Source organism: Roseburia lenta, from assembly GCF_014287435.1.
GTDB lineage: Bacteria > Bacillota > Clostridia > Lachnospirales > Lachnospiraceae > Pararoseburia > Pararoseburia lenta.
In genome coordinates, this window is the sequence record NZ_JACOPG010000005.1 from 16,763 (window position 1) to 39,168 (window position 22,406).

Below are 22,406 nucleotides of genomic sequence, written 5' to 3' on the forward strand. Positions count from 1 at the left end.
CTTGTATTCTTTTGCCTATATTCTAACAAATGCATGGGAGGCTGTCTTACAAAATCCTGCGCTTTTATACAATTTTTCGTGGAAATGGGAAAGAATTTAAGTCTTGTAGAAACCGCCTCATCTGTGGTAAATTAGTAGTCGGTGAGGATAAATAACATGGATAAAAACCTATTAAAGGCTACCGAAGACTATTGGACCCGACGCGCTGACGGATATTCTAAGGTCAATCAGGAAGAACTGACAGGCGTGCAGCATACGAATTGGAAGCAGTTTTTGGTAAAAGAAATAGAAAAGACTTATCCGGGACACCAGCCATCCGATATCCATATTCTGGATATTGGGTGCGGACCCGGATTTTTTTCTGCCATTCTGGCGGAGTGTGGCTATGTGGTGACAGCCATTGACTACACACAGGTGATGTTAAAAGAGGCAAAGGACAATGCGGCGACTTGCGGTGTGCAGGATAAGATACGTTTCCTACAGATGGATGCCCAGGCGCTGACCTTTGCGGATACATCCTTTGATGTGGTGGTCTCCCGGAATCTGACATGGAATCTGCAGGAACCGGCAGTTGCTTATAAGGAGTGGTGTCGTGTCTTAAAAAAGGGAGGCCTGCTTTTGAATTTTGATGCCAACTGGTATGGCTATCTTTTTGATGAAAAGAAGCGGCAAGCCTATGAGGAAGACCGTAAGAATACACAGGAACTGGGCGTGGAGGATCACTATGTGGGGACGGACATTGATGCCATGGAACGGATCGCTTATCAGATGCCACTTTCCCCGGTGCAGCGTCCGACATGGGATGAGGCTGTTTTAAAAGAAGCGGGTGTGCAGAGCGTGAGCAGCAGGCGGGATATCGGTAGCCTGCTCCTATCCGAAGTGGAACAGATCAACTATGCGGCGACACCGATTTTTATGGTGCGGGCTGAAAAATAGGCATCAGAACTATGAGAAATATGCGGGATGCACCCGCTATAATAGAAGGGTTAGAAAGCGACAAGAATTCATATGGGCGAGTTAAAAAGAATTGCATTTGAAGAACAACCGGAAGAAGTGAAAGACCGGGTAAAGGGCTATTGGAGTAAACGTGCGGATTCCTTTGCCAAACTTCGCAAGCACGAGATGAAGAGCAACAAGGCAGATCGCTGGTTGACAGAGATCCTGACTAAGATCACAGATGCCGCCATGGAAGATGCTGATGAGATGGCAGAGGCTGTGGCTGATAAAGATACTTCACTGATAAAAGTATTGGATGTCGGCTGTGGAAGTGGCTTTTTTGAGGTGCTTTTAGGACAGCATGGATTTGAGGTCACAGGGATTGATCTGACAGAGGAAATGGTTGCAAAAGCCAATGGCATGATTGCAGAATATGGATTGGATGCAAAACGGGTAAAGGCACTTACCATGGATGCGGAAAATCCTGACTTTGCCCCAGAAAGTTTTGATGTGATCATCACCAGAAATCTGACCTGGACACTGCCACATCCGATCGAGGCTTATGGAAAGTGGTATGCCCTTTTGAAAAAGGGCGGTATTCTTCTGAATTTTGACGCGGAATATGCCAAGGGGGCACATAATCTGTCTCTGCCGGAGAATAAGGCACATAATATGATGAGTGATTTACTAAAGGAAGAATGTCACGATATCTATCACATGCTTTCCATCAGTGCGCTGCCACGTCCATCCTGGGATGAAGAAGTGCTGCGCAAGATAGGTTTTTCTTATGTGTCTATAGATCAGACCGTTGGAAAACGCATCTATGCAGAAATGGACGAGTTTCATATCCCGGATGCCATGTTTGGGATCGTGGCGAGAAAATAAGACCTAAATCTCATCAAACACAGCATGTTCTATGGTATCGGTTGCTTCTTTGTGTGGCTGGGCGACAATGCCGAAGGAGTCTTTATATTCCTTTGGTCCGATACCGAATTCCTTTTTAAAGGCTCTAAAAAAGTTTGTATAATCTTTAAAACCATAAGTCATGGCGACTTCACGCAGAGGCTCTCCGGCAAGAATATTGTTCTTGCAGGCGTAGAGCCTCTTTTTTAATAGGTACTGATGGACAGACATACCCATATTTTCCTTAAAAACATGTGAAATGTGATATTTGCTCACATAAAATTCGCGCGAGAGGGCATTCAGACTCAGATCTTCATCCAGATGCGTATTGATATATTCGCAGAGTCTGGTAAAAAGGCTTCCCTGTTCGCTTTTTGCAGCCGTTGGGCGCTCACCCATATAGACAATGCGGTTGATGCTAAGCAGCAGGGACGCGATGTAGCAGGAAATCATAGCTTCGTGAAAAGGAACATCGCGCTGACGTTCTTCTATGATGTCGATTAGTTTGTCAAAGAGAATCTGTGCATTGGCAAAGTCACAGGAAAAATGATGGCAGGAGATCTGATTCCCATAATTGAAACTGTAGGTAATATCCGGATGCAGTGCCTGCAATCGTGCAAAAAAGTCAGGCGACAGCCAAAGCACCATACGGCGGTAAGGCTTGTCATTGCTGTGAAACTGCGGACGATGAAAAACGCCCGGTGGAATCAGACAGATATCACCGTATTGGAGGGGGTAAATATTTTTTCCTATTTGATAGGAAAGATCTCCCTCCAAAAAGAAATATATCTCATAATAATCGTGGCGATGCATGGATACATCAGATGCTTCTTTGTCTTCATAATAGAAGATCTCGAAATCCGAGGTCTGCATTTCCTGTCGTTCGTCGAATTGTGAATGATAATGTTTTGCCATGGTTCTTTCCTTTTATCTGTGATTTGCGCGGTACAAATATCTTTTCTCCTATGATTTTACACCGCAACAACAACTTTTGCAATGTTTACAACAAGTTTTATGATTTCAAAGTCAGGGGAAAGATTGTACATTATAGGTACAGTAAATGAGACATAAGGGCTAACAAAAAAGCCCATAATATTTTTTAAAAATGAGGAGGGTCTATATGAAATTATCATTCCGTTGGTATGGAGAAGACGACAAGGTAACATTGGAGCAGATTAGACAGATTCCTGGTATGGATTCTATCGTAACAGCTGTTTACGATGTACCTGTTGGAGAAGTTTGGAGCAGAGAGTCAATCGCAAAGTTAAAGAAGCAGACAGAAGATGCTGGTCTTCACTTTGAAGTGATCGAGAGTATTCCGGTTCACGAAGACATCAAGTTAGGAAAGCCTTCAAGAGACAAATACATCGAGAACTACTGCGAGAACATCCGCCGTGTTGCTGAGGCTGGTATCAAGTGCGTATGCTACAACTTCATGCCGGTATTTGACTGGACAAGAACACAACTCGATCATCCGCTTCCAGACGGATCTACATCCCTTGTTTATTATCAGGAGCAGGTAGATCAGGTAAATCCACTCGAGTCTGACAGCGATCTGACACTTCCTGGATGGGATGCAAGTTACTCCAGAGAAGAGTTAAAGGACATCGTAGCACAGTATCAGGAATTGTCAGAAGATGATCTCTGGAACAACTTACAGTACTTCCTTGAGAAGATCATTCCTGTAGCAGCAGAATGTGACGTAAACATGGCTATCCATGAAGATGATCCATGCTGGAGCATCTTTGGACTTCCAAGAATCATCACTTGCGAGGAAAACTTAGATCGTTTCCTTAGCCTTGTAGACGATCCTCATAACGGCATCACACTTTGTACCGGATCTTTGGGATGCTCTGCAAAAAATGATGTTGTAAAGATGGCTGCTAAGTATGCAAAGATGGGAAGAATCCACTTTGCACACCTTAGAAACGTACAGGTTCTTGACAACGGATTTGAGGAGAGAGCACATCTTTCATCTTGCGGAAGCCTTGATATGTATGCGATCGTTAAGGCACTGCATGACAACGGATTTACAGGATATGTTCGTCCGGACCACGGTAGAATGATCTGGGGCGAGACAGGTCGTGCCGGTTACGGTCTTTATGACAGAGCACTTGGTGCAACTTATATCAATGGTCTTTTTGAAGCCGTTGAAAAAGCGGATAAGAACAACTAATAGTTTTAATAAATAACAGGAGGAATTTACAATGATGAAATTACCACTTAACACAGATCTTTCAGGAAAGGTTGCAGTTGTAACAGGAGCAGGCGGTGTGCTCTGCGGAATGTTCGCGCAGGCACTTGCACAGGCTGGTGCTAAGGTTGCAGTCCTTGATTTAAATGAAGAAGCTGCACAGAAGGTTGCTGACGAAATCGTAGCAGAAGGCGGTGTAGCAAAGGCATACAAGACAAACGTTTTGGAAAAAGACAGCCTGATCGCAACACATGAAGCAGTTGTTGCTGATCTTGGTACATGCGATATCCTTATCAACGGCGCAGGCGGAAACAATCCACGTGCTACTACAGACAAGGAATACTTCGAGCATGGTGATATCGACGCTGATACAATTTCTTTCTTCGACTTGGATACAAGCGGAGTAGAGTTTGTATTTAACCTAAATTTCATTGGAACATTGCTTCCAACACAGATCTTTGCCCAGGATATGGTAGACAAAGAAGGATGTAATATTTTAAATATTTCCTCAATGAATGCATTCACTCCACTCACCAAAATTCCTGCCTATTCTGGAGCAAAGGCTGCAATCAGCAACTTTACACAGTGGCTTGCCGTTCACTTCTCAAAGGCTGGCATCCGTGTAAACGCTATTGCACCGGGATTCTTCTCAACAAAGCAGAATGCTAAGTTGTTATTTAACGAAGATGGAACACCAACTCCTCGTACCGGCAAGATCCTTGCTGCTACTCCAATGGGACGTTTCGGTGAATCAGAAGAGTTGATCGGAAGCCTTTTATTCCTTCTGAACAACGATGCAGCCGGATTTATCACAGGTGTTGTTCTTCCTGTTGATGGTGGTTTCTCTGCATACTCAGGGGTATAAGCCGAAAGCGGCCGAAAGCAACTTAGTGAATCCGAGCCGAAGGTGAAGGACGAACTTAGTGCGAGGCCGTTCTGTGAGATTGGTGAGACCGAGCAATTGCGAAGGTAGAACCTAGCGAACAGAACTTCCTTAATGAGAACGAGATATGACATTGAGTTATAGAATAGAAAAGAGGTAATATATCATGGAAATGCAAGAATTATTAAAAAAAGTTGAAGAACTGAAGATCGTTCCGGTTGTTGTTCTTGAGGACGCAAAGGATGCGCTTCCCTTGGGACAGGCTTTGATCGATGGAGGACTTCCAGTAGCTGAGGTTACATTCCGTACAGCAGCTGCAGCTGATTCTATCAAGGCAATGAGCGAGGCTTTCCCAGAAATGCTCGTTGGTGCTGGTACTGTTGTAAACGTAGAGCAGTGCAAGCAGGCAATCGAGTGTGGTGCAAAGTTCATCGTAACACCGGGATATTCTGAAGAAGTTACAACATACTGCTGCGAGAACAATATTCCGATTCTCCCAGGTGTATGCACACCAACCGAACTTATGATGGTTGTAAACCATGGACTTCCGGTAGCAAAGTTCTTCCCGGCAGCACAGTTTGGCGGACTCAAGACCATCAAGGCTTTGGCAGCTCCTTTCCCACAGATGCGTTTCATGCCTACCGGTGGCGTAAGCGAAGCAAATATCTTAGAGTATCTTGCTGAGCCAAAGATCATCGCAGCTGGCGGAAGCTGGATGGTAAAGGGTGATCTTGTTAAGGCTGGTAAGTTTGACGAGATCAAGGCTATGACAAAGAGCGCTGTAGACCTTGTAAAGAACGCTTAATTCATTATATAGACTCATACAGAATCGCTCACAGATGCTAGAATCCGTGGGCGATTTTGTGATAAAAGAGAAGTGCGAGAGCAGAAAGGACACAAAATTATGAAAAAATTTATGGATAAAGATTTCCTTTTGACAACCGATACAGCAAAGCATTTGTTCCATGATTTTGCAGAAAATATGCCGATCATTGACTACCACTGTCATTTGAGCCCGCAGGAGATCGCTGAGGATGCACATTTTGACAATATCACACAGGTATGGCTGGGCGGTGATCACTATAAGTGGCGTCAGATGCGTTCTAACGGTGTAGAGGAGCGTTACATCACAGGCGATGCTTCTGACCGCGAAAAGTTCCAGAAATGGGCTGAGACACTTGAGATGGCTATCGGAAATCCACTCTATCACTGGTCACATCTTGAGTTGCAGAGATACTTTGGATATACAGGTGCCTTAAATGGCGATACTGCTGAGAAAGTATGGAATCTCTGTAATGAAAAGTTAAAGACCATGTCTGCAAGACAGCTGATTCTTGATTCCAATGTAGAAATGATCGGAACCACAGATGATCCAATTGACGATCTGTATTGGCACAAGGTGATTGCAGCGGATGAAAGCTTTAACGTAAAGGTTCTTCCATCATGGAGACCGGACAAGGCTGTCAATATTGAAAAAGACGATTTCGTTTCATATATGGAGAAACTGGGACAGGCAGCAGATATGAAGATCACATCTTTTGCGGATGTCAAGACTGCGCTTACCAAGAGAATGGAATACTTCAAGGAAGCAGGTTGCTGTGTCAGCGATCATGGTCTGGAATATGTTGCATATGCAGATGTCAACGAGGACGAAGTTGAGGCAGTATTTGCAAAGAAGATGGCAGGACAGGAGTTGAGCCGTGAGGAGATCGGTAAGTACAAGATGGGCGTGCTCATGCATCTTGGCAAAGAGTACCATCGTCTGAACTGGGTAATGCAGTTGCATTATGGCGTAAAGCGTGACAACAACCGCAAGATTTTTGAAGCCTTGGGACCGGATGCAGGTATCGACAGCATTTCTACCAGTGCACCGATCAACGAACTGGCTGATTTCTTAAATGCCCTGGCATATACGGATGAACTGCCAAAGACCATCATCTACTCTTTGAACCCGATCGACAATGCAGCGATCGGAACCATCATTGGATGCTTCCAGTCTTCTGAGGCAGTCGGCAAGATCCAGCATGGTTCTGCATGGTGGTTCAATGACAATAAGACCGGCATGATGGAGCAGATGACTTCGCTGGCGAACTTAGGACTCCTTGGCAACTTTATCGGTATGCTGACAGATTCCAGAAGTTTCCTCTCTTACACAAGACATGAGTATTTCCGCCGCATTATGTGCGAACTGATCGGAAATTGGGTAGAAAACGGAGAGTACCCGGCAGACGACAAGTCTTTACAGAAGATCGTAGAGGGTATTTCTTACCGCAATGCAAAACGTTATTTTGAAATCTAGTACAATAGGGACGTTCCTTTTGCCATAAGGAGCGTCCCTATTGGCTTGTTTATAAACCTTTTTATGCGCACTCGCATAAAGTGGCAAATTATCGGGTGATATTTCGTACCCAGACATATTTCTTGTAATGGATATAGACTGCCGGAAGTTTGACGATCTCATCCAGACTGATAATGATGTAGACCAGCCATACCGGAGCATGGAGGACAAAGGCTGCAATAAAGCCGAGGGGAACGGAGAAACACCACATGGCACCGAGGTTACCTTTCATATCGAATTTGGAATCTCCACCGGCACAAAAGATACCGTCCAGTACTGTGGTATTTACGGACTGTCCCATGAGGTTAAAGCCCAGTACGATCATCATAAATTGAAGATAGCCTCTGGCAGTATCCGATATTGGGGCAATGCGCGATATAAATGGAGACAGGATCATGAGGAGAGTACCGGTTACGATACCGATAACAATGGCGATATGCGTGATCCGACCGCCATAATTCTTGGCTTTTTCCAGTTGGTTGGCACCCAGCAGATTCCCGACCAGAATACCGGCACCGGCACTCACGCCACGGATGACGCACTGCACCATGCTTTTTACGATACTGGCAATGGAATTGGCGGCAACTGCATTACTGCCCATGTGTCCCAGAATGACGGAGTAGAGGACAAAGGCGATGCCCCAGACAAGGGAAGCACCAAGGACAGGTGTGGTATAGTGCCAGAAATCCTTGGTCAAAGTGCTGTCAGTATGCAAAATGCCAGCCCAGCGGATGGCAACGTCGCCACTGCGCCGTACAGTAAAATAAGCCCAAATCAGTTCTACAACACGGGCTGTGACCGTGGCGTAAGCGGCGCCGACGATGCCCAGACGTGGTGCACCAAGAAAGCCAAAGATCAAGATGGTATTGAGACAGATATTGATCACAACGGCAGTAGATGAGATCTTGGAACTAAGCGCCGCATGCCCTGTATTTTTTAAAAGGATCAAATAGATCTGCGAAATGCCACAGAGGACATAGGAAAATGCAACGGCTCTTAAATAGGAGGTGCCGTTGGCAATCAGGGTTGCATCGTTGGTAAAGATCTGCATGAGGTGGCTTGGAATACACAAAGCCAGTACGGTAAAAGTCCCTCCGAAGATCAGGTTGGTATAGAGCGCTACCGGCATGACCTTTTCGATGGAGGCGGTGTCTTTTTTTCCCCAGTATTGCGCGATAATGATACCGCATCCGGCAGCAATGCCTGCGATAAAGAGATTGAGGACAAACTGGATCTGTCCGGCAAGGGAAACTGCGGACAGGGATGCCTGATCGACAAAGCCCAGCATCAGGGCATCGGTCGCACTGACGAGTGCTAACATAAATTGCTGTATAGCGATAGGGACAACGAGATGCAACATTTGTTGCGCTAATTCGTTGTCTTTTATCTTGGTTTGTAACATAGGTAAACTCCTTCGTATTTTGTGAAACTTATGCTATTGTATTGGGAAAACAAAGCCTGTGTCAAGGGATTTTGTGGGGATGACAAGTTAGGTTGAAGAAAACGCAAAAATTGCTGAGAAAAGAGCAGGATATGTAAAATGTGCAAAAGGTCGTTTTTACATAACATAAGGATGCATATGCTCCGATTTGGATTGAAATTCCTTTAGATTGCAGGTTTCCATATGCTACCTCCATATACCAGGATTAACAATGAGAATATAGTAATTATGATAACAAAAAAGGAAACCTATTTCAAAAGGTTTCCTATCAGTAAATGCGGAAGATGGGACTTGAACCCACACGTTCGCAATGAACACAAGATCCTTAGTCTTGCTCGTCTGCCAGTTCCGACACTTCCGCATATCATCTCGCGACGACTTGATTATAATATCAAATCGGACACCAAATGTCAACGACTTTTTCGATTTTATTTGGAGGAAAAATTCCATCACAAGAAAATGATTTCATGGTAAAATGAGAACACAAAGATTTTACAGGAGAAAACGCATGGCACAGGAAAATGTTGGCGCATTCATGCAGAAAATGCGCAGAGAAAAGGGCATGACACAAAAAGAACTCGCAGATATCTTACATATCAGTGACAAGACGATCTCAAAATGGGAGACAGGCAAGGGCATACCGGATGTATCTTATCTGGAAAATATATGCACAGCCTTGGATGTTACGATCAACGAGTTGCTTTCTGGTCAAAAACTTCCGCCGGAGGAATATCCCCCAAAAGCAGAGGACAATATGCTTTATCTTTTGCAGGAAAATCACGAGACCAAAAAGCAAAACAGAATGTCTCTGCTCCTGGGCGGCATTTTATTGGTCTTGGGCGTGGCTGGACTTTTTCCGGTATCGGGATCCAATATGACCTGGTATCTTGATCTGCCGTCGCTTTTGGTTCTGGCTTGTATCTGTACGGCACTGACGCTCTTTTCCGGAAAAAGGACAAAAAGAGAAGTCATACCTTTTCTACGAAAGATCGTACTCCCGGTTGGCATATGCGAAAGTCTGATGGCGGTGGTCTGCGTTGTCGGAAACGTGCAGAACATCCCTTTACTGGGAGCTAATCTGGCAGTATGTATCTTGTCTGTCCTATATGCGCTGATTGCCTATCTTGTCCTGTTCGTGCTGGAACAACGTATGCGGTAGAGTCAGGAGTAGAGTTATTCTACGGTTCGTAGGTTTTCTCTACGGTGCCTATTCAGTATGCTTTTATCAAACGAAGGAAACGAGGAGTGATAAAAGATGAAACTGAACAAGGCTGGAATGATGGGATTTTTCTTATGCTTTATGGCGATCATTTTTGGCGTGGCAACCAACGGTGGACTTTCTACGATCGTGCAGTATCTGCACTTGCCATCCTTTATTTTGACGGCGGGCGGTGCCTTGTGTGCGGTGCTTACGACGGCTGATTCCTTTGAAGATTTTGCCTATGGGGCAAAAGGTATCTTGGTTGCATTTCAAAATAAGGAAGAAGATGCCGGACAGCTGACAAAAACGATCTTGCAAATGTCCGACACCGCGCGAAAAGAAGGTCTGCTGGCATTAGAGGAGACAACGCATGATCTGGGCAATCCCTATCTGGAAAAAGGTATTCGCCTGGTCGTGGATGGCTCCGACCCGGAATTGGTCAGAGATATTATGGAAGCGGAACTGACCCACACCTATGAATGTAACAAAAAACGTGTGAAGTTCTGGGAGGATTTTGGCGCCTATGCTCCGGCATGGGGCATGGTCGGCACCCTGATTGGGCTGATCAATATGATGAAGACCATGGGATCGGACTCTTCGGCAATCGGTTCCGGTATGTCACTGGCACTGATCACGACCCTGTATGGCTCCATCATTGCCAACTGGATCTGTATTCCCATTGCACGCAAGCTGGAAAAGAGCGGAGCGGCAGAAGCACTTTCCATGGAACTGGTAGTCGAGGGCGTCTTGTCGATCCAGGCAGGGGAAAACTCCCGCATCATCAAAGAAAAACTTTCCGCCATTGTGGAAAATGATGTCATGGACAAGGCGGAGGAAGCCGGGGCTATGGGATGATTGCAAAATGCCATCTTGTCCGCTATGATATTCTTATATTAGGAAAAATAAGGATAGGAAATAGACAATGAAACTGATTTTAGCATCGGCATCGCCGAGAAGAAAAGAATTATTGGAACAGATCGGACTGGAGTTTGAGGTTCGTACCAGTGGAGCCGAGGAGTTCACGACGGCAAGTCAGCCGGGGCAGATCGGACAGGAATTATCCGAGATCAAGGCGCAGGCTGTCTGGGATACTTTGACAGATGCAGAAAAAGAAGACGCCGTGGTGATCGGAGCGGACACCATCGTATGCGTCCGCCAGTCTGCTGACAGCAAGCAGTTGGAACAAGGACAGGAAGAAAAATTCTTTGTTTTGGGCAAACCAAAGGACGAGGCGGATGCCGCGCGTATGCTGCATCTTTTATCCGGTCGCGTTCATCAGGTCTTTACTGGGGTGACGATCTTATCTAAAGAAGGGAAAAAGACCTTTTACGAGTGCACGGATGTGCATGTCGCCAAACTCTCCGATCAGGAAATCGCGGATTATATTGCCACAAAAGATCCGATGGATAAGGCGGGAGCCTATGGCATACAGGGCATATTTGCAAGACATATCACAGGAATCGAAGGCGATTACAATAATGTTGTGGGACTGCCGGTGGCGTCAGTCTATCATGAGTTAAAGCCATTTTTGATGGAACGAAAATCATATTAGTTTTATAGGATATTTTGGCACATTTTTACATAGGATATATGATAGAATATATCTCAAAATGAAGAGTGCCGCGAAGAAGAAAAATCTGACACATTGCGGTGAGGTTTTTCTTTTTTTGTGTAAAAGAAAGGCACAGTATAAAAGAGGACGGATAAGCAATGCAGGACTATATTACAACATACACAAAGAAACATTTTACCATTATGGAGCCTGAGATGGCGGACATTGATATCAATGACATCGCCCATGCGCTTTCTCTGATGACACGCGCCAATGGGCATTTCAGCCAGTTCTATTCGGTGGGACAGCACTCGGTCGGATGTGCTTATGAGGCGTTGGAGCGCGGCTACAGCGCGCGGGTAGTTTTGGGCTGTCTGCTCCATGATGGCAGTGAGGCTTATATGGCTGACATCACCAGACCCCTCAAGCAGCACATGAGTGCCTATCTTGTGGCAGAGGAAAAACTGCAAAATATGATCTTTGAAAAGTTTTTGGGGCAGTGTCCGTCAGAGGAAGAAATGGCACAGATCAAGTCGGTGGATGATGCCATGCTTTTCCATGAGTTTAAATGTTTTATGAATGAGGAACTGGATATCCCGGAGCATGAGATCTTGACCAGACCGGCTTTTAGTACCAAGCCGTTTGAAGATGTAGAAGAAGACTTTCTTTTGATGTTCCACAAGATCAGCGCCCTGCTGTAGTATCCCTCAAAAAAATAAAGGAAAATGTCCTTTGGCGCGTAAGAAAGAATAAGAGAGTGTTTATTTTTTGAAAGGACATGACTATGACCATAAGAGAAACCATTGAGGATATGGAGCGTGAAACACTCAGTCCTTATGCAACCTTGAGTGAAAATTCAAGGGGGCGTGATCGGGAGGAACCACAGTGTGACATTCGTCCGGTCTTTCAAAGAGACCGCGACCGTATCTTACATTGCAAGTCTTTCCGTCGTTTGAAAAATAAGACTCAGGTTTTTCTGACCCCAAAGGGCGACCATTACCGCACGCGTATGTCGCATACGCTTGAGGTATCGCAGAATGCCAGGACTATCGGCAAGGCACTCCGCTTAAACGAAGATCTGGTGGAGGCGATCGCACTGGGACACGATCTGGGACACACACCGTTTGGACACGCGGGAGAGCGGACGCTCAACGAACTGTGTCAGGGCGGTTTTGTACATAGCGAGCAGAGCGTGCGTATTGTAGAGCATCTGGAAAAAGACGGCGAGGGACTCAACCTCACATGGGAAGTGCGCGACGGCATCCGCAATCACCAGACCAGCACCATCCCGGCGACACCGGAGGGCAAGATCGTCCGTTTATCCGATAAGATCGCCTATATCAACCATGATATTGACGATGCTATCCGCGGATTGATCCTGACCGAGGATGATATTCCAAAGGAACTGCGCAATACTCTAGGACATACGACAAGAGAACGACTGGATAATCTGATTCATGATGTGATCATGAGCAGTCTGCACAACATTGACATCATGGACAAAGAATGTCGCAATGACTTAGAGCCGATCGCTATGTCTGCGGAAATGGAACAGGCAATGTACGATCTGCGCAAGTTCATGTTTTCCAATGTATATCAGAACCCGGTCGCAAAGGCAGAGGAAGTCAAAGCCCAGCGTATGCTGAGCCAGTTGTTTGAATATTACATGGAACATATAGACCAACTGCCAATGAAATATACGCGCATGATCGAGGAAGGGCATGAGGCAAAAGACCGTGTGGTCTGCGATTATATTGCCGGTATGACGGATCAGTATGCCGTTACCAAGTTCAACGAATTTTTCATGCCGCTATCATGGCAAGTAGACGGATACTAATGGAAAAGAGGCAAAACTATGCCATATTATGATAACGATACCATCGAGGAAGTGCGTTCCCGCAATGACATCGTCGATGTGATATCACAATATGTTCATTTACAAAAAAAAGGCTCGTCCTATTTTGGACTCTGTCCTTTTCATAGTGAAAAAACAGGTTCTTTTTCCGTCACGCCGTCCAAGCAGATGTATTATTGCTTCGGCTGTGGCGCAGGAGGCAATGTTTTTACCTTTTTGATGGAGTATGAAAATTTCACCTTCTCGGAGGCAATGGAGGCACTGGCAGACCGCGCCGGGATCGAACTCCCCAAGCAGGAGATGACTTCCGAGGCCAGGCGGGAAGCGGATAAGCGAAACATCCTCTTTGAGATCAACAAGGAGGCAGCCAAATACTTTTACAGTCTGCTCCGCAGCGAAAAAGGAAAATTAGCCTACCAATATTTTACCAAAAGAGAATTGTCCCCGGAGACCATGCAAAAGTTTGGTCTGGGCTATTCCGACAAATACAGCAATGACCTATACCAGTATCTGCGCAAAAAGGGCTACACAGATGAAGTCCTAAAGGACAGCGGACTGGTGACCATAGACGAGGCAAGGGGAGCACATGACAAGTTCTGGAACCGTGCCATGTTCCCCATCATGGATGCCAACAATAAGGTGGTGGCATTCGGCGGGCGTGTCATGGGCGATGGAGAGCCCAAATACTTAAACTCCCCGGAGACCATGATCTTTAACAAGAGCCGGACTCTTTACGGTCTGCAACTGGCAAGGCGGACGAAAAAAGATCAGTTCATCCTTTGTGAGGGTTATATGGACGTGATTGCCCTGCATCAGGCGGGCTTTGACAATGCGATCGCTTCCCTTGGAACGGCTCTGACCAGTGGACATGCCAACATGATCAAGCGGTACGGCAAGGATGTCTATCTAAGTTACGACTCCGATGGCGCGGGAACCAAGGCAGCCCTGCGTGCTATCCCGATCTTAAAAGAAGCCGGAATCACCTGTAAGGTTATCAACATGAAACCGCACAAAGATCCGGATGAGTTTATCAAAGCCTTAGGGGCGGAGGAGTATCAGCACAGGATCGATGAAGCAGAGAATAGTTTCCTTTTTACCATCCGTATTTTGGAGCGAGACTATGACATGAGCGACCCGGAGAGCAAGTCAGCCTTTTACTATGAGGTGGCAAAGCGGATCTTGGAATTCCCGGAAGAACTGGAACGCAACAATTATATCGAAGCGATCGCCAGCCGCTATCAGGTTGGTTTTGACAATATGCGCCAGATGGTCAATCATCTGGGAACCAAAGGCGGGATCATCAGTGAGCGTGAGCCGCAGCGGCTCAAGTCCGGTGTACAAAAGAAAAAGACCAGAGAGGACGGCATGATGCAGTCACAGCGTCTGCTTCTGACATGGCTGGTCGAACGGCCGCAGATCTATGCAGCCATCCGGGATTATATCGAACCGGCGGATTTTACCGAGGGCATTTATGAGACAGTGGCACGGGAACTCTTTACCCAGTTTGCAGAGGGGGGAGAACTCAATCCGGCGCGTATCGTGAGCCTCTTTTCCGATGAGGAGAGCCAGAGGCAGGTGGCAGAGATCTTTAACACAAATGTGCAGGGGATGGAAACCGATGCCGACTGGGAAAAGGCCATCCGCGAGACGCTGGTGCGGATCAAGCAGAACAGCATGGAGCAGAGGCGGCGCAATTTAGACCCTACCGATATGAATGGTCTGAAACAGATCATAGACGATAAACGCAGACTCCAGGAGATGGAGAAATTGCATATTTCCTTTAAATAAGGGCAAAATACATGAGAGAGGATGTAGAAATGGCGAAAAAAAGCGAAAGCACAGTAGAAACACAAGAAGTGGTAGAAGAAAGCGTAAAGACAGAGGAAAAAGCAGAAACAAAGTCCGGCGCAAAGAAGACTACCGCCAAGAAAACGACTGCAAAAAAGAGCAGTAAAAAGACAGAAAATGCTGAAAATGCAAAAGAGGATGAAACCAAAAAGGCAGAATTTCAGAAGAAGTTGGGCGAGTTATTGGAACTTGCCAAAGACAGAAAGAATGTCCTTGAGTATCAGGAGATCAGTGATTATTTCAAAGATATGCAGTTGTTGCCGGATCAGTTCGAGGCAATTTTGGATTTCCTTGAGAAAAACAACATTGATGTCTTGCGTTTACAGGATAATGATGACGACATCATCTTGGATGATGACGATGATGTGGAAGTAGAAAAGATCGACCTTTCCGTACCGGACGGCATCAGCACAGAGGATCCGGTGCGTATGTACTTAAAGGAGATCGGTAAAGTACCGCTTCTTACCGCAGAGGAAGAGATCGAACTTGCAAAGCGTATGGAACTGGGCGATCAGGAGGCAAAGAAGCGTCTGGCTGAGGCAAACCTTCGTCTGGTTGTTTCCATCGCAAAGCGTTATGTAGGACGTGGTATGCTTTTCCTTGATCTGATCCAGGAAGGTAACCTCGGTCTGATCAAAGCCGTAGAAAAGTTTGACTATCGTAAGGGTTACAAGTTTTCAACCTATGCAACATGGTGGATCCGTCAGGCGATCACAAGAGCCATTGCCGATCAGGCAAGAACCATCCGTATCCCAGTGCATATGGTCGAAACCATCAACAAACTTATCCGCGTTTCCAGACAACTCTTGCAGGAGTTGGGACGTGAACCTACCCCGGAAGAGATCGCAGCAGAGATGGATATGCCGGTCGAGCGTGTGCGTGAGATCTTAAAGATCTCTCAGGAACCGGTTTCTTTGGAGACCCCGATCGGTGAGGAAGAAGACTCTCATCTGGGAGACTTCATTCAGGACGACAATGTACCGGTACCTGCGGATGCAGCGACCTTTACCTTATTAAAAGAACAGTTGGAAGAAGTGCTTGGTACACTGACCGAGCGTGAGCAGAAGGTTCTGATCCTTCGTTTCGGCCTTGAGGATGGCAGAGCCAGAACACTGGAAGAAGTTGGTAAGGAATTTAACGTTACCCGTGAGCGTATCCGTCAGATCGAGGCAAAGGCTTTGCGTAAACTGCGTCATCCAAGCCGCAGCCGCAAGTTAAAGGATTACTTAGAGTAATGGCGGTACGTTTATCAAAACGCATGGAGGCATTGGCACACCTGGTCACACCGGGCAGCCGGCTTTGCGATGTGGGATGCGATCACGGCTATCTGCCCATCTATCTGGTGCAGGAGCAGATCATTCCGTCAGCCATCGCTATGGATATCGGGGAAGGACCGCTTTTAGCGGCAAAGACCCATATAGCGGAAGTGGGCTTGGAGGATAAGATTCAGACGCGCCGTTCGGATGGACTGGCTGCCGCCAGTGCAGAAGAAATCGATACCGTACTGATCGCCGGTATGGGCGGAGGTATCGTCATACATATTTTGACTGAGGGAAGAAAGGTCGCGCAAAGTGTCAAAGACTTGATCTTGCAGCCCCAGTCAGAACTGAAAGAAGTGCGCCGCTTTTTGTGTAATGAGGGCTATGAGATCGTGGATGAGGACATGGTCTTGGAAGATGGCAAATATTATCCTATGATGAAAGTCAGATATGTGCCGGAGACCAAAGCCCGCAGGCAGAGCGTAGCAGAGCATGATTTCCTCTTTGGACCTATGCTTTTGCAAAAAAAGCACCCGGTCTTACATGCTTATCTGCTCCGGGAGGAGCGGATCCAAAAAGAGGTCTTGGAGCGTCTGGCAGGACAAAAGCAGACACCGGCGATCGAAAAGAGGACGCAGGAAGTGCAGGCATATTTGCAGGAGATACAAAAGTGTCTGTGGTAAACAGAAGAAATAAGAGGTGATCTTGCGATGAGAGTGATGGATCTGACAGAGCGGATCGAAAAAGAGATCCCGCGCGAGCAGGCGCTGGATTGGGACAATGTAGGACTTTTGGTCGGAGATAAGGAACAGGAAATCCACAAGGGCTATGTGGCACTGGATCTGACCGATGCAGTCCTAGAACACGCGATAGATTGTGGGGCAGACATGATCCTGACCCACCATCCGCTGATCTTTGGCGGCATCAAGCGTGTGAATGCAGATGATTTTATCGGCAGGCGGATCCTGGCACTGGCACAGCACGGCATTGCTTATTATGCCATGCATACCAATTTTGATGTCTGTGTCATGGGTCAGATCGCGGCAGAGCAGTTAGGGCTTATGGATATCGAGGCTTTGGAAGTCACCTCGCCGGAGGATGGCAGGGGCATCGGTTGTCTGGGCAAATTGACGCAGGCGGTCAGTCTTTATGATCTGGCAGAGCGTGTGCGGGATGCCTTTGGACTCTCCCATGTCAAGGTCTTTGGCGATAAGGATCGGATGGTGCAGAGTATCGCCATGTGTCCGGGTTCCGGCAAGAGTGAGATCGGTCTGGCAATAGAAAAAGGAGCAGATGCCTACATTACCGGGGATATCGACCATCATTCCGGGATCGATGCCGTGGCAGACGGACTTTCTATCATTGATGCCGGACATTATGGGATCGAGCACATTTACATGGAATATATGAAGAACTGGCTTGCAAAGGAGGCGGCAGAATTAGAGGTCGTCACAGAGCCTTTTGCAGAGCCTTTTTGGATCGTTACGAGGTGAGAGATATGCAGGAAATCAATGTATGCGTGCAGGGAAAAACTTACCAATATGAAAAAGGCACGACTTTTTTACACTTGGCGCAGGCGTGGCAGGATCAGTATGAGGATGCGATCATCCTGGCTGTCTTTAACAACAAGTTGATCGAACTGGGACAGGTCATACCGGGGGATGGCGACATTGCTTTTCTTACGACCAAGGATAAGAATGGCAGACGCGCCTATCGCAGAAGCGTTGTCTTTTTGATGCAGCGTGCCTTGCAGCAGCTGTATCCGGATGGGACAGAAATTTTGCATGTGGAACATTCTCTGGGAGCAGGCTATTATTGCCGGATGGAGGGCAGGAAGGTCATAGACTCTGCATGGCTGGAGAATTTGAAAAAGGAAATGCTTGCCCTGGTAGAAAAAAATCTTACGATCGAAAAAAAGACCATGAAGACCGAGGATGCCAGAAAACTTTTTGCCAAGTGCGGTATGCAGGATAAGGAACGCCTGATGCATTATCGCTCCAGTTCCAACTGCAATGTCTATGAATTAGATGGCTGTCTGGATTATTTTTACGGCTACATGGCACCAAATACCGGCATGTTGTCCTACTTTGCCCTTTATCCTTACGAGGAAGGCTTTATTTTGCAGTTCCCGGACAAGGTGACGACCGAGGTCGCTCCTTTTGCTCCGGCAAACAAACTCTTTCATGTCATGCAGGCATCCGAGCAGTGGGGCGCAGATATGGGGATTCCTACCGTTGGCGCTTTAAACGATGCTGTCTGTGCAGGAAAGACCAGAGAAATCATCCTGTCGCAGGAAGCCTACATGGAACGTCGCATCGGTGCGCTGGCAGAGCGTATCGTGGCAGACCCTGACAAAAAGTTTGTCATGATCGCCGGTCCGTCATCTTCCGGTAAGACGACCTTTTCCCACCGTCTGTCGGCACAACTGCGTGCCCTTGGTGTGACACCGCATCCGATTCCACTGGATGACTACTATCTGGATCGGGATCAGATTCCTTTGGATGAGTTCGGGCAAAAGGATTTTGAGTGCATTGAGGGCTTGGATGTGGGACAGTTCAATGAGGACATGGTGCGCCTTTTAAAGGGGGAGCGTGTGCTTCTGCCGACCTTTAATTTCAAGACCGGCAAGCGTGAATACAAGGATCACTATATGCAGTTGGGCAAACGCGATATCCTTGTGATCGAGGGCATCCATGGACTGAACGAAAAGATGTCCGGATCTTTGCCGAAAGAGAGCAAGTTCAAGATCTACATAAGTGCCTTGACCCAGTTAAATATCGACGAGCACAACCCGCTCTCGACGACCGACGGCAGATTGATCCGCCGTATCGTAAGGGATGCCAGAACCAGAGGCACCAGCGCAAAAGAGACCATTGCTATGTGGGATTCTGTGCGCCGTGGTGAGGAAAAGAACATTTTTCCATTCCAGGAACAGGCAGATGAGATGTTCAATTCCGCGCTCATCTATGAGATGGCAGTGTTAAAGATCTATGCCATGCCGCAGCTTTTGGCGATCGATCAAGACTGCCCGGAATATGCCGAGGCAAAGCGCCTGATCAAATTGCTGGATTATTTTCTGGGGATGCCAGCGGACGATATCTGCAACAATTCCTTAGTGCGGGAATTTATCGGTGGAAGTTGTTTTAACGTTTAAAATAAGATATACTAATTTCATAAAAAAGAAGTAAGATAAGTAATCGCGGCTGCAAATGCCGAAAGGCAGCAGGTGAGGAAAGTCCGGGCTTCACAGGGCAGGATGCCGGATAACGTCCGGTGGAGGTGACTCCAAGGAAAGTGCAACAGAAATATACCGCTGCGGGATTTCCCGTCAGTAAGGGTGGAAAGGTGGTGTAAGAGACCACCGCTTTGCTGGTAACAGCAAGGGTCCCTGTAAACCCCATCCGAAGCAAGACCGAATGGAAACGTATGTGGCCCGCTAGTTTCAGGTTGGTCGCTTGAGGCGATTGGCGACAGTCGTCCTAGATAGATGATTACTCCAGACATAACCCGGCTCATCGTCTTGCTTCTTTTTTGTTATTTATAAGAGATTACATTTGGGGATTGAGATAATTCCCATTCATGTGTATAATTTCAATATATTATTGTGTAGTTTTTACATTCTTGTAGGATTGAGGGGTACTATGAGAGTTGAACGTAAGAGAATGGGGGATATGCTCCTTGCAGAAGGAGCAGTGACAGCAGGACAGATCGACGAGGCCTTAGAGGCTTCCAAGCGTGAGGGGATCAAGTTAGGGGAAAGTCTGGTCAGACTGAGTTATGTAACGGAGGATACCATTGCGCAGGCGCTGTCCAACCAATTAAAGATCGAACGAGTGCATCTCGCGGAAGAATTTGTTGACGATAGTTTTGTCAAGATGATTCCGGGGGATGTTTTGCGTCGTTACATTATGATCCCGCTCTGCTATGAAAAGGACAATGTCAACCGTGTGCGGGTGGCAATGTCAGATCCTATGGATATGAGAGCCATGGATGAGTTTCAGATCATTACCGGATTGCAGTTAGACCCTGTGATCGCGACGCGTTATGAGATAGAGACAGCACTTGACCGTTATTATGCGGATGCGGAGACGGCAAAGGTGCTGGAGAGGTACAAGCGGGAGCATCAGGAGTTAGAAAAGACAGATGAAGCCAATAATACACAGGTGGACAATTCGCCTGTGGTTCTTTTGGTACGTTCTTTGATGCAGCAGGCGGCAAGACAGCATGCCAGTGATATCCATATCGAAGCCATGGAACGTGTGGTACGTGTCAGATTTCGTATCGATGGTGTCTTATATGAGCGCTTCCGTTATGATATCGAGATGCTGCCGGCGATCGTTGCCCGCATTACGATCGCAGCAAGCGATGTCTTGGCAGGACAAAAGACCTATACGGCAACTTTGGAGTCATCTTATACCCAGGAGGGCAAGCCCTATACGACAGAGGATACGGTCACCATACGCGCCATGGGCATGCCTTTGTTTGACCTGTATTAGAGGAAGATTTGTAATTGCGCAAAGAGGTATGTCTGTGATGGCTTTTTGATGAAATTATAAACTGGACAAGTGATTTGTAAACAGATTCTAAAATCTTTATTAAATCATTTGTCCTTTTATTGACTTTGCCCTGCAAAATGATAGAGTTAATTTTAAAGAAATGATAGAGCAGAGATTTTTTAGGAGTTTCTGGCTTGGAACGGAGTTGTCATGAGGGAAAAATTGGCTCGTTTTATGGTGGGGAGAAATGGCGCAGATGCGCTTTCAAAGTTCTTTTTATATGTAGCACTGGTACTTGTGATCATCACGATGTTTTCACACAATGCCATCATTTATCTGCTTGCGATCGCATCCTTAGTGTATAGTTATTTTCGGATGATGTCACGCAATGTATCCAAGAGATATTATGAAAATCAACAGTATCTTCGTATGACGGATAAGGTCCGGGACAAGTTCCGCGGTGCGTCTGCCAAGGCAAAGTACCAAAAGAGCAAGGCTGTCTATGAGAGAGAGCAGAAAAAGATCTACAAGATCTACTATTGTCCGTCCTGCAAGCAGAAGATCCGCGTGCCAAAGGGCAAGGGCAAGATCATGATCACCTGCCCGAAGTGTAAGATGGAATTTGTCAAGCGTACCTAGTGAGGTTGTTTCATGTTTGGATATATCAATGTTAATCGGAAAGAATTAAATGCAGAAGATGAAAAGACATATCAGGCATATTACTGTGGACTCTGCCGCCAGTTAAAGAATGAGGCTGGGATCAAAGGACAGATGCTTTTGAATTACGATATGACTTTTCTTTTGATCCTTTTGACCGGTCTGTATGAGTTGGAGCATGAGGAGATATCTTACCGCTGTGCCGTGCATCCGGCGGCAAAAAAGACAGCCTATATCAATGCGGCGACGGAATATGCAGCAGCCATGGATATCGTGCTCAGTTATCACAGTCTGCAGGATGATTATGAGGATGAGGGCAGCCATATCAAGCAGGCTATGGCAAAGGCTCTTTTGAAGGATTATAAACGCATCAGCATCCGTTATCCGAGACAGGTGCAGGCGGTAGAAGAATATATGAAAAAACTTGCTGTGGCTGAGAAGGCAAAGGAGTCCAATATTGACATCGTAGCGGGCTATACCGGCGAGATGCTGGGACAGATCTTTCAGTGGAAGCAGGATGAGTGGTCCAAGGATCTGGAGAGCATGGGCTTTTATATGGGCAAGTTTATCTATCTTCTGGATGCCTATGAGGATCTGAAACAGGATCAGAAAAAGGGCAATTACAATCCGCTAGCCTATGTGCAGATGGAGTCCAAGGAAGAATATGAGACTTTTTGTCGTTCCACGCTTACCTGTCTGATGGCAGAGTGCGCCAAATCTTTTGAACGTATGCCTATTTTGGAGCATGCAGAGATCCTGCGCAATATTTTATATTCCGGTGTCTGGACAAAGTACGAATACCTGAAATTAAAAGAGAAAAAGACGAAATCATAGAGTTGGAGG

General features: G+C 46.5%; 21 protein-coding genes, 1 tRNA gene and 1 other RNA gene. 20 read left to right on the forward strand and 3 right to left on the reverse strand.

The window, feature by feature from the left end:
- Positions 1–156 precede the first annotated feature (156 nt).
- Positions 157–936: a class I SAM-dependent methyltransferase gene (locus H8R94_RS11445; protein WP_118536118.1), complete on the forward strand. Its 780-nt coding sequence runs from the start codon at positions 157–159 to the stop codon at positions 934–936.
- A 72-nt stretch (positions 937–1,008) separates the two neighbouring features.
- Positions 1,009–1,821: a class I SAM-dependent methyltransferase gene (locus H8R94_RS11450; protein ID WP_186854704.1), complete on the forward strand. Its 813-nt coding sequence runs from the start codon at positions 1,009–1,011 to the stop codon at positions 1,819–1,821.
- Positions 1,822–1,824: 3 nt separating this feature from the next.
- Here H8R94_RS11450 and H8R94_RS11455 read toward each other — a convergent pair whose 3' ends face one another.
- Entirely contained in the window at positions 1,825–2,754 is a 930-nt protein-coding gene (locus H8R94_RS11455) for a helix-turn-helix transcriptional regulator (protein ID WP_186854705.1), read from the reverse strand.
- Positions 2,755–2,959: 205 nt separating this feature from the next.
- Here H8R94_RS11455 and uxuA point away from each other — a divergent pair, with 205 nt between their 5' ends.
- The 4 genes from uxuA to uxaC all read left to right on the forward strand — a co-directional run bounded on the left by uxuA (position 2,960) and on the right by uxaC (position 7,215).
- Positions 2,960–4,015, forward strand: coding sequence for a mannonate dehydratase (uxuA, locus tag H8R94_RS11460; RefSeq protein WP_118536112.1), 1,056 nt, complete (start codon positions 2,960–2,962; stop codon positions 4,013–4,015).
- 34 nt (positions 4,016–4,049) lie between these two features.
- On the forward strand, positions 4,050–4,898 hold the full coding sequence (locus H8R94_RS11465; RefSeq protein WP_118281888.1) for an SDR family oxidoreductase: 849 nt from the start codon (positions 4,050–4,052) through the stop codon (positions 4,896–4,898).
- A gap of 190 nt (positions 4,899–5,088) precedes the next feature.
- Positions 5,089–5,721 carry a bifunctional 4-hydroxy-2-oxoglutarate aldolase/2-dehydro-3-deoxy-phosphogluconate aldolase gene (gene eda / locus H8R94_RS11470; RefSeq protein WP_118281889.1) on the forward strand — a complete coding sequence of 211 codons (633 nt, stop codon included), beginning with the start codon at positions 5,089–5,091 and terminating at the stop codon, positions 5,719–5,721.
- A gap of 99 nt (positions 5,722–5,820) precedes the next feature.
- Entirely contained in the window at positions 5,821–7,215 is a 1,395-nt protein-coding gene (gene uxaC / locus H8R94_RS11475) for a glucuronate isomerase (protein ID WP_186854707.1), read from the forward strand.
- An 88-nt stretch (positions 7,216–7,303) separates the two neighbouring features.
- Here uxaC and H8R94_RS11480 read toward each other — a convergent pair whose 3' ends face one another.
- Positions 7,304–8,656, reverse strand: a complete 1,353-nt coding sequence (locus H8R94_RS11480; protein ID WP_186854708.1) for an MATE family efflux transporter — start codon at positions 8,654–8,656, stop codon at positions 7,304–7,306.
- A gap of 315 nt (positions 8,657–8,971) precedes the next feature.
- Positions 8,972–9,056 (reverse strand) — tRNA-Leu (locus H8R94_RS11485).
- A 147-nt stretch (positions 9,057–9,203) separates the two neighbouring features.
- Here H8R94_RS11485 and H8R94_RS11490 point away from each other — a divergent pair.
- The 14 genes from H8R94_RS11490 (at position 9,204) to H8R94_RS11555 (ending at position 22,397) form a co-directional block, all read left to right on the forward strand.
- Positions 9,204–9,854 carry a helix-turn-helix domain-containing protein gene (locus H8R94_RS11490; RefSeq protein WP_158573068.1) on the forward strand — a complete coding sequence of 217 codons (651 nt, stop codon included), beginning with the start codon at positions 9,204–9,206 and terminating at the stop codon, positions 9,852–9,854.
- Positions 9,855–9,950: 96 nt separating this feature from the next.
- Positions 9,951–10,751 carry a motility protein A gene (locus tag H8R94_RS11495; protein ID WP_243238511.1) on the forward strand — a complete coding sequence of 267 codons (801 nt, stop codon included), beginning with the start codon at positions 9,951–9,953 and terminating at the stop codon, positions 10,749–10,751.
- Between the two features lie 67 nt (positions 10,752–10,818).
- Entirely contained in the window at positions 10,819–11,448 is a 630-nt protein-coding gene (locus tag H8R94_RS11500) for a Maf family protein (protein ID WP_118281803.1), read from the forward strand.
- 158 nt (positions 11,449–11,606) lie between these two features.
- Positions 11,607–12,149 (forward strand): phosphohydrolase, encoded by a 543-nt coding sequence (locus H8R94_RS11505; RefSeq protein WP_186854709.1) that lies wholly within the window; start codon positions 11,607–11,609, stop codon positions 12,147–12,149.
- An 83-nt stretch (positions 12,150–12,232) separates the two neighbouring features.
- Positions 12,233–13,285 carry a deoxyguanosinetriphosphate triphosphohydrolase gene (locus tag H8R94_RS11510; protein WP_118281891.1) on the forward strand — a complete coding sequence of 351 codons (1,053 nt, stop codon included), beginning with the start codon at positions 12,233–12,235 and terminating at the stop codon, positions 13,283–13,285.
- Positions 13,286–13,303: 18 nt separating this feature from the next.
- Positions 13,304–15,091, forward strand: a complete 1,788-nt coding sequence (gene dnaG, locus H8R94_RS11515; RefSeq protein WP_186854710.1) for a DNA primase — start codon at positions 13,304–13,306, stop codon at positions 15,089–15,091.
- Between the two features lie 29 nt (positions 15,092–15,120).
- Positions 15,121–16,386 carry an RNA polymerase sigma factor RpoD gene (gene rpoD / locus H8R94_RS11520; protein ID WP_243098774.1) on the forward strand — a complete coding sequence of 422 codons (1,266 nt, stop codon included), beginning with the start codon at positions 15,121–15,123 and terminating at the stop codon, positions 16,384–16,386.
- Positions 16,386–17,093 (forward strand): tRNA (adenine(22)-N(1))-methyltransferase, encoded by a 708-nt coding sequence (locus tag H8R94_RS11525; RefSeq protein ID WP_186854712.1) that lies wholly within the window; start codon positions 16,386–16,388, stop codon positions 17,091–17,093. Before rpoD ends, H8R94_RS11525 begins: the two co-directional genes overlap by 1 nt.
- Positions 17,094–17,120: 27 nt before the next feature.
- Complete coding sequence (locus H8R94_RS11530; protein WP_186854713.1) at positions 17,121–17,903, forward strand: Nif3-like dinuclear metal center hexameric protein; 783 nt, start codon at positions 17,121–17,123, stop codon at positions 17,901–17,903.
- Positions 17,904–17,908: 5 nt separating this feature from the next.
- Positions 17,909–19,564 carry a nucleoside kinase gene (locus tag H8R94_RS11535; RefSeq protein WP_186854714.1) on the forward strand — a complete coding sequence of 552 codons (1,656 nt, stop codon included), beginning with the start codon at positions 17,909–17,911 and terminating at the stop codon, positions 19,562–19,564.
- 27 nt (positions 19,565–19,591) lie between these two features.
- Positions 19,592–19,941, forward strand: an RNA gene (rnpB, locus tag H8R94_RS11540) — RNase P RNA component class A.
- 110 nt (positions 19,942–20,051) lie between these two features.
- Positions 20,052–20,906, forward strand: coding sequence for a GspE/PulE family protein (locus H8R94_RS11545; protein ID WP_186854715.1), 855 nt, complete (start codon positions 20,052–20,054; stop codon positions 20,904–20,906).
- 210 nt (positions 20,907–21,116) lie between these two features.
- Entirely contained in the window at positions 21,117–21,545 is a 429-nt protein-coding gene (locus H8R94_RS11550) for a BRcat domain-containing protein (protein ID WP_186854716.1), read from the forward strand.
- 12 nt (positions 21,546–21,557) lie between these two features.
- Positions 21,558–22,397, forward strand: coding sequence for a DUF5685 family protein (locus H8R94_RS11555; RefSeq protein ID WP_186854717.1), 840 nt, complete (start codon positions 21,558–21,560; stop codon positions 22,395–22,397).
- Positions 22,398–22,406 lie beyond the last annotated feature (9 nt).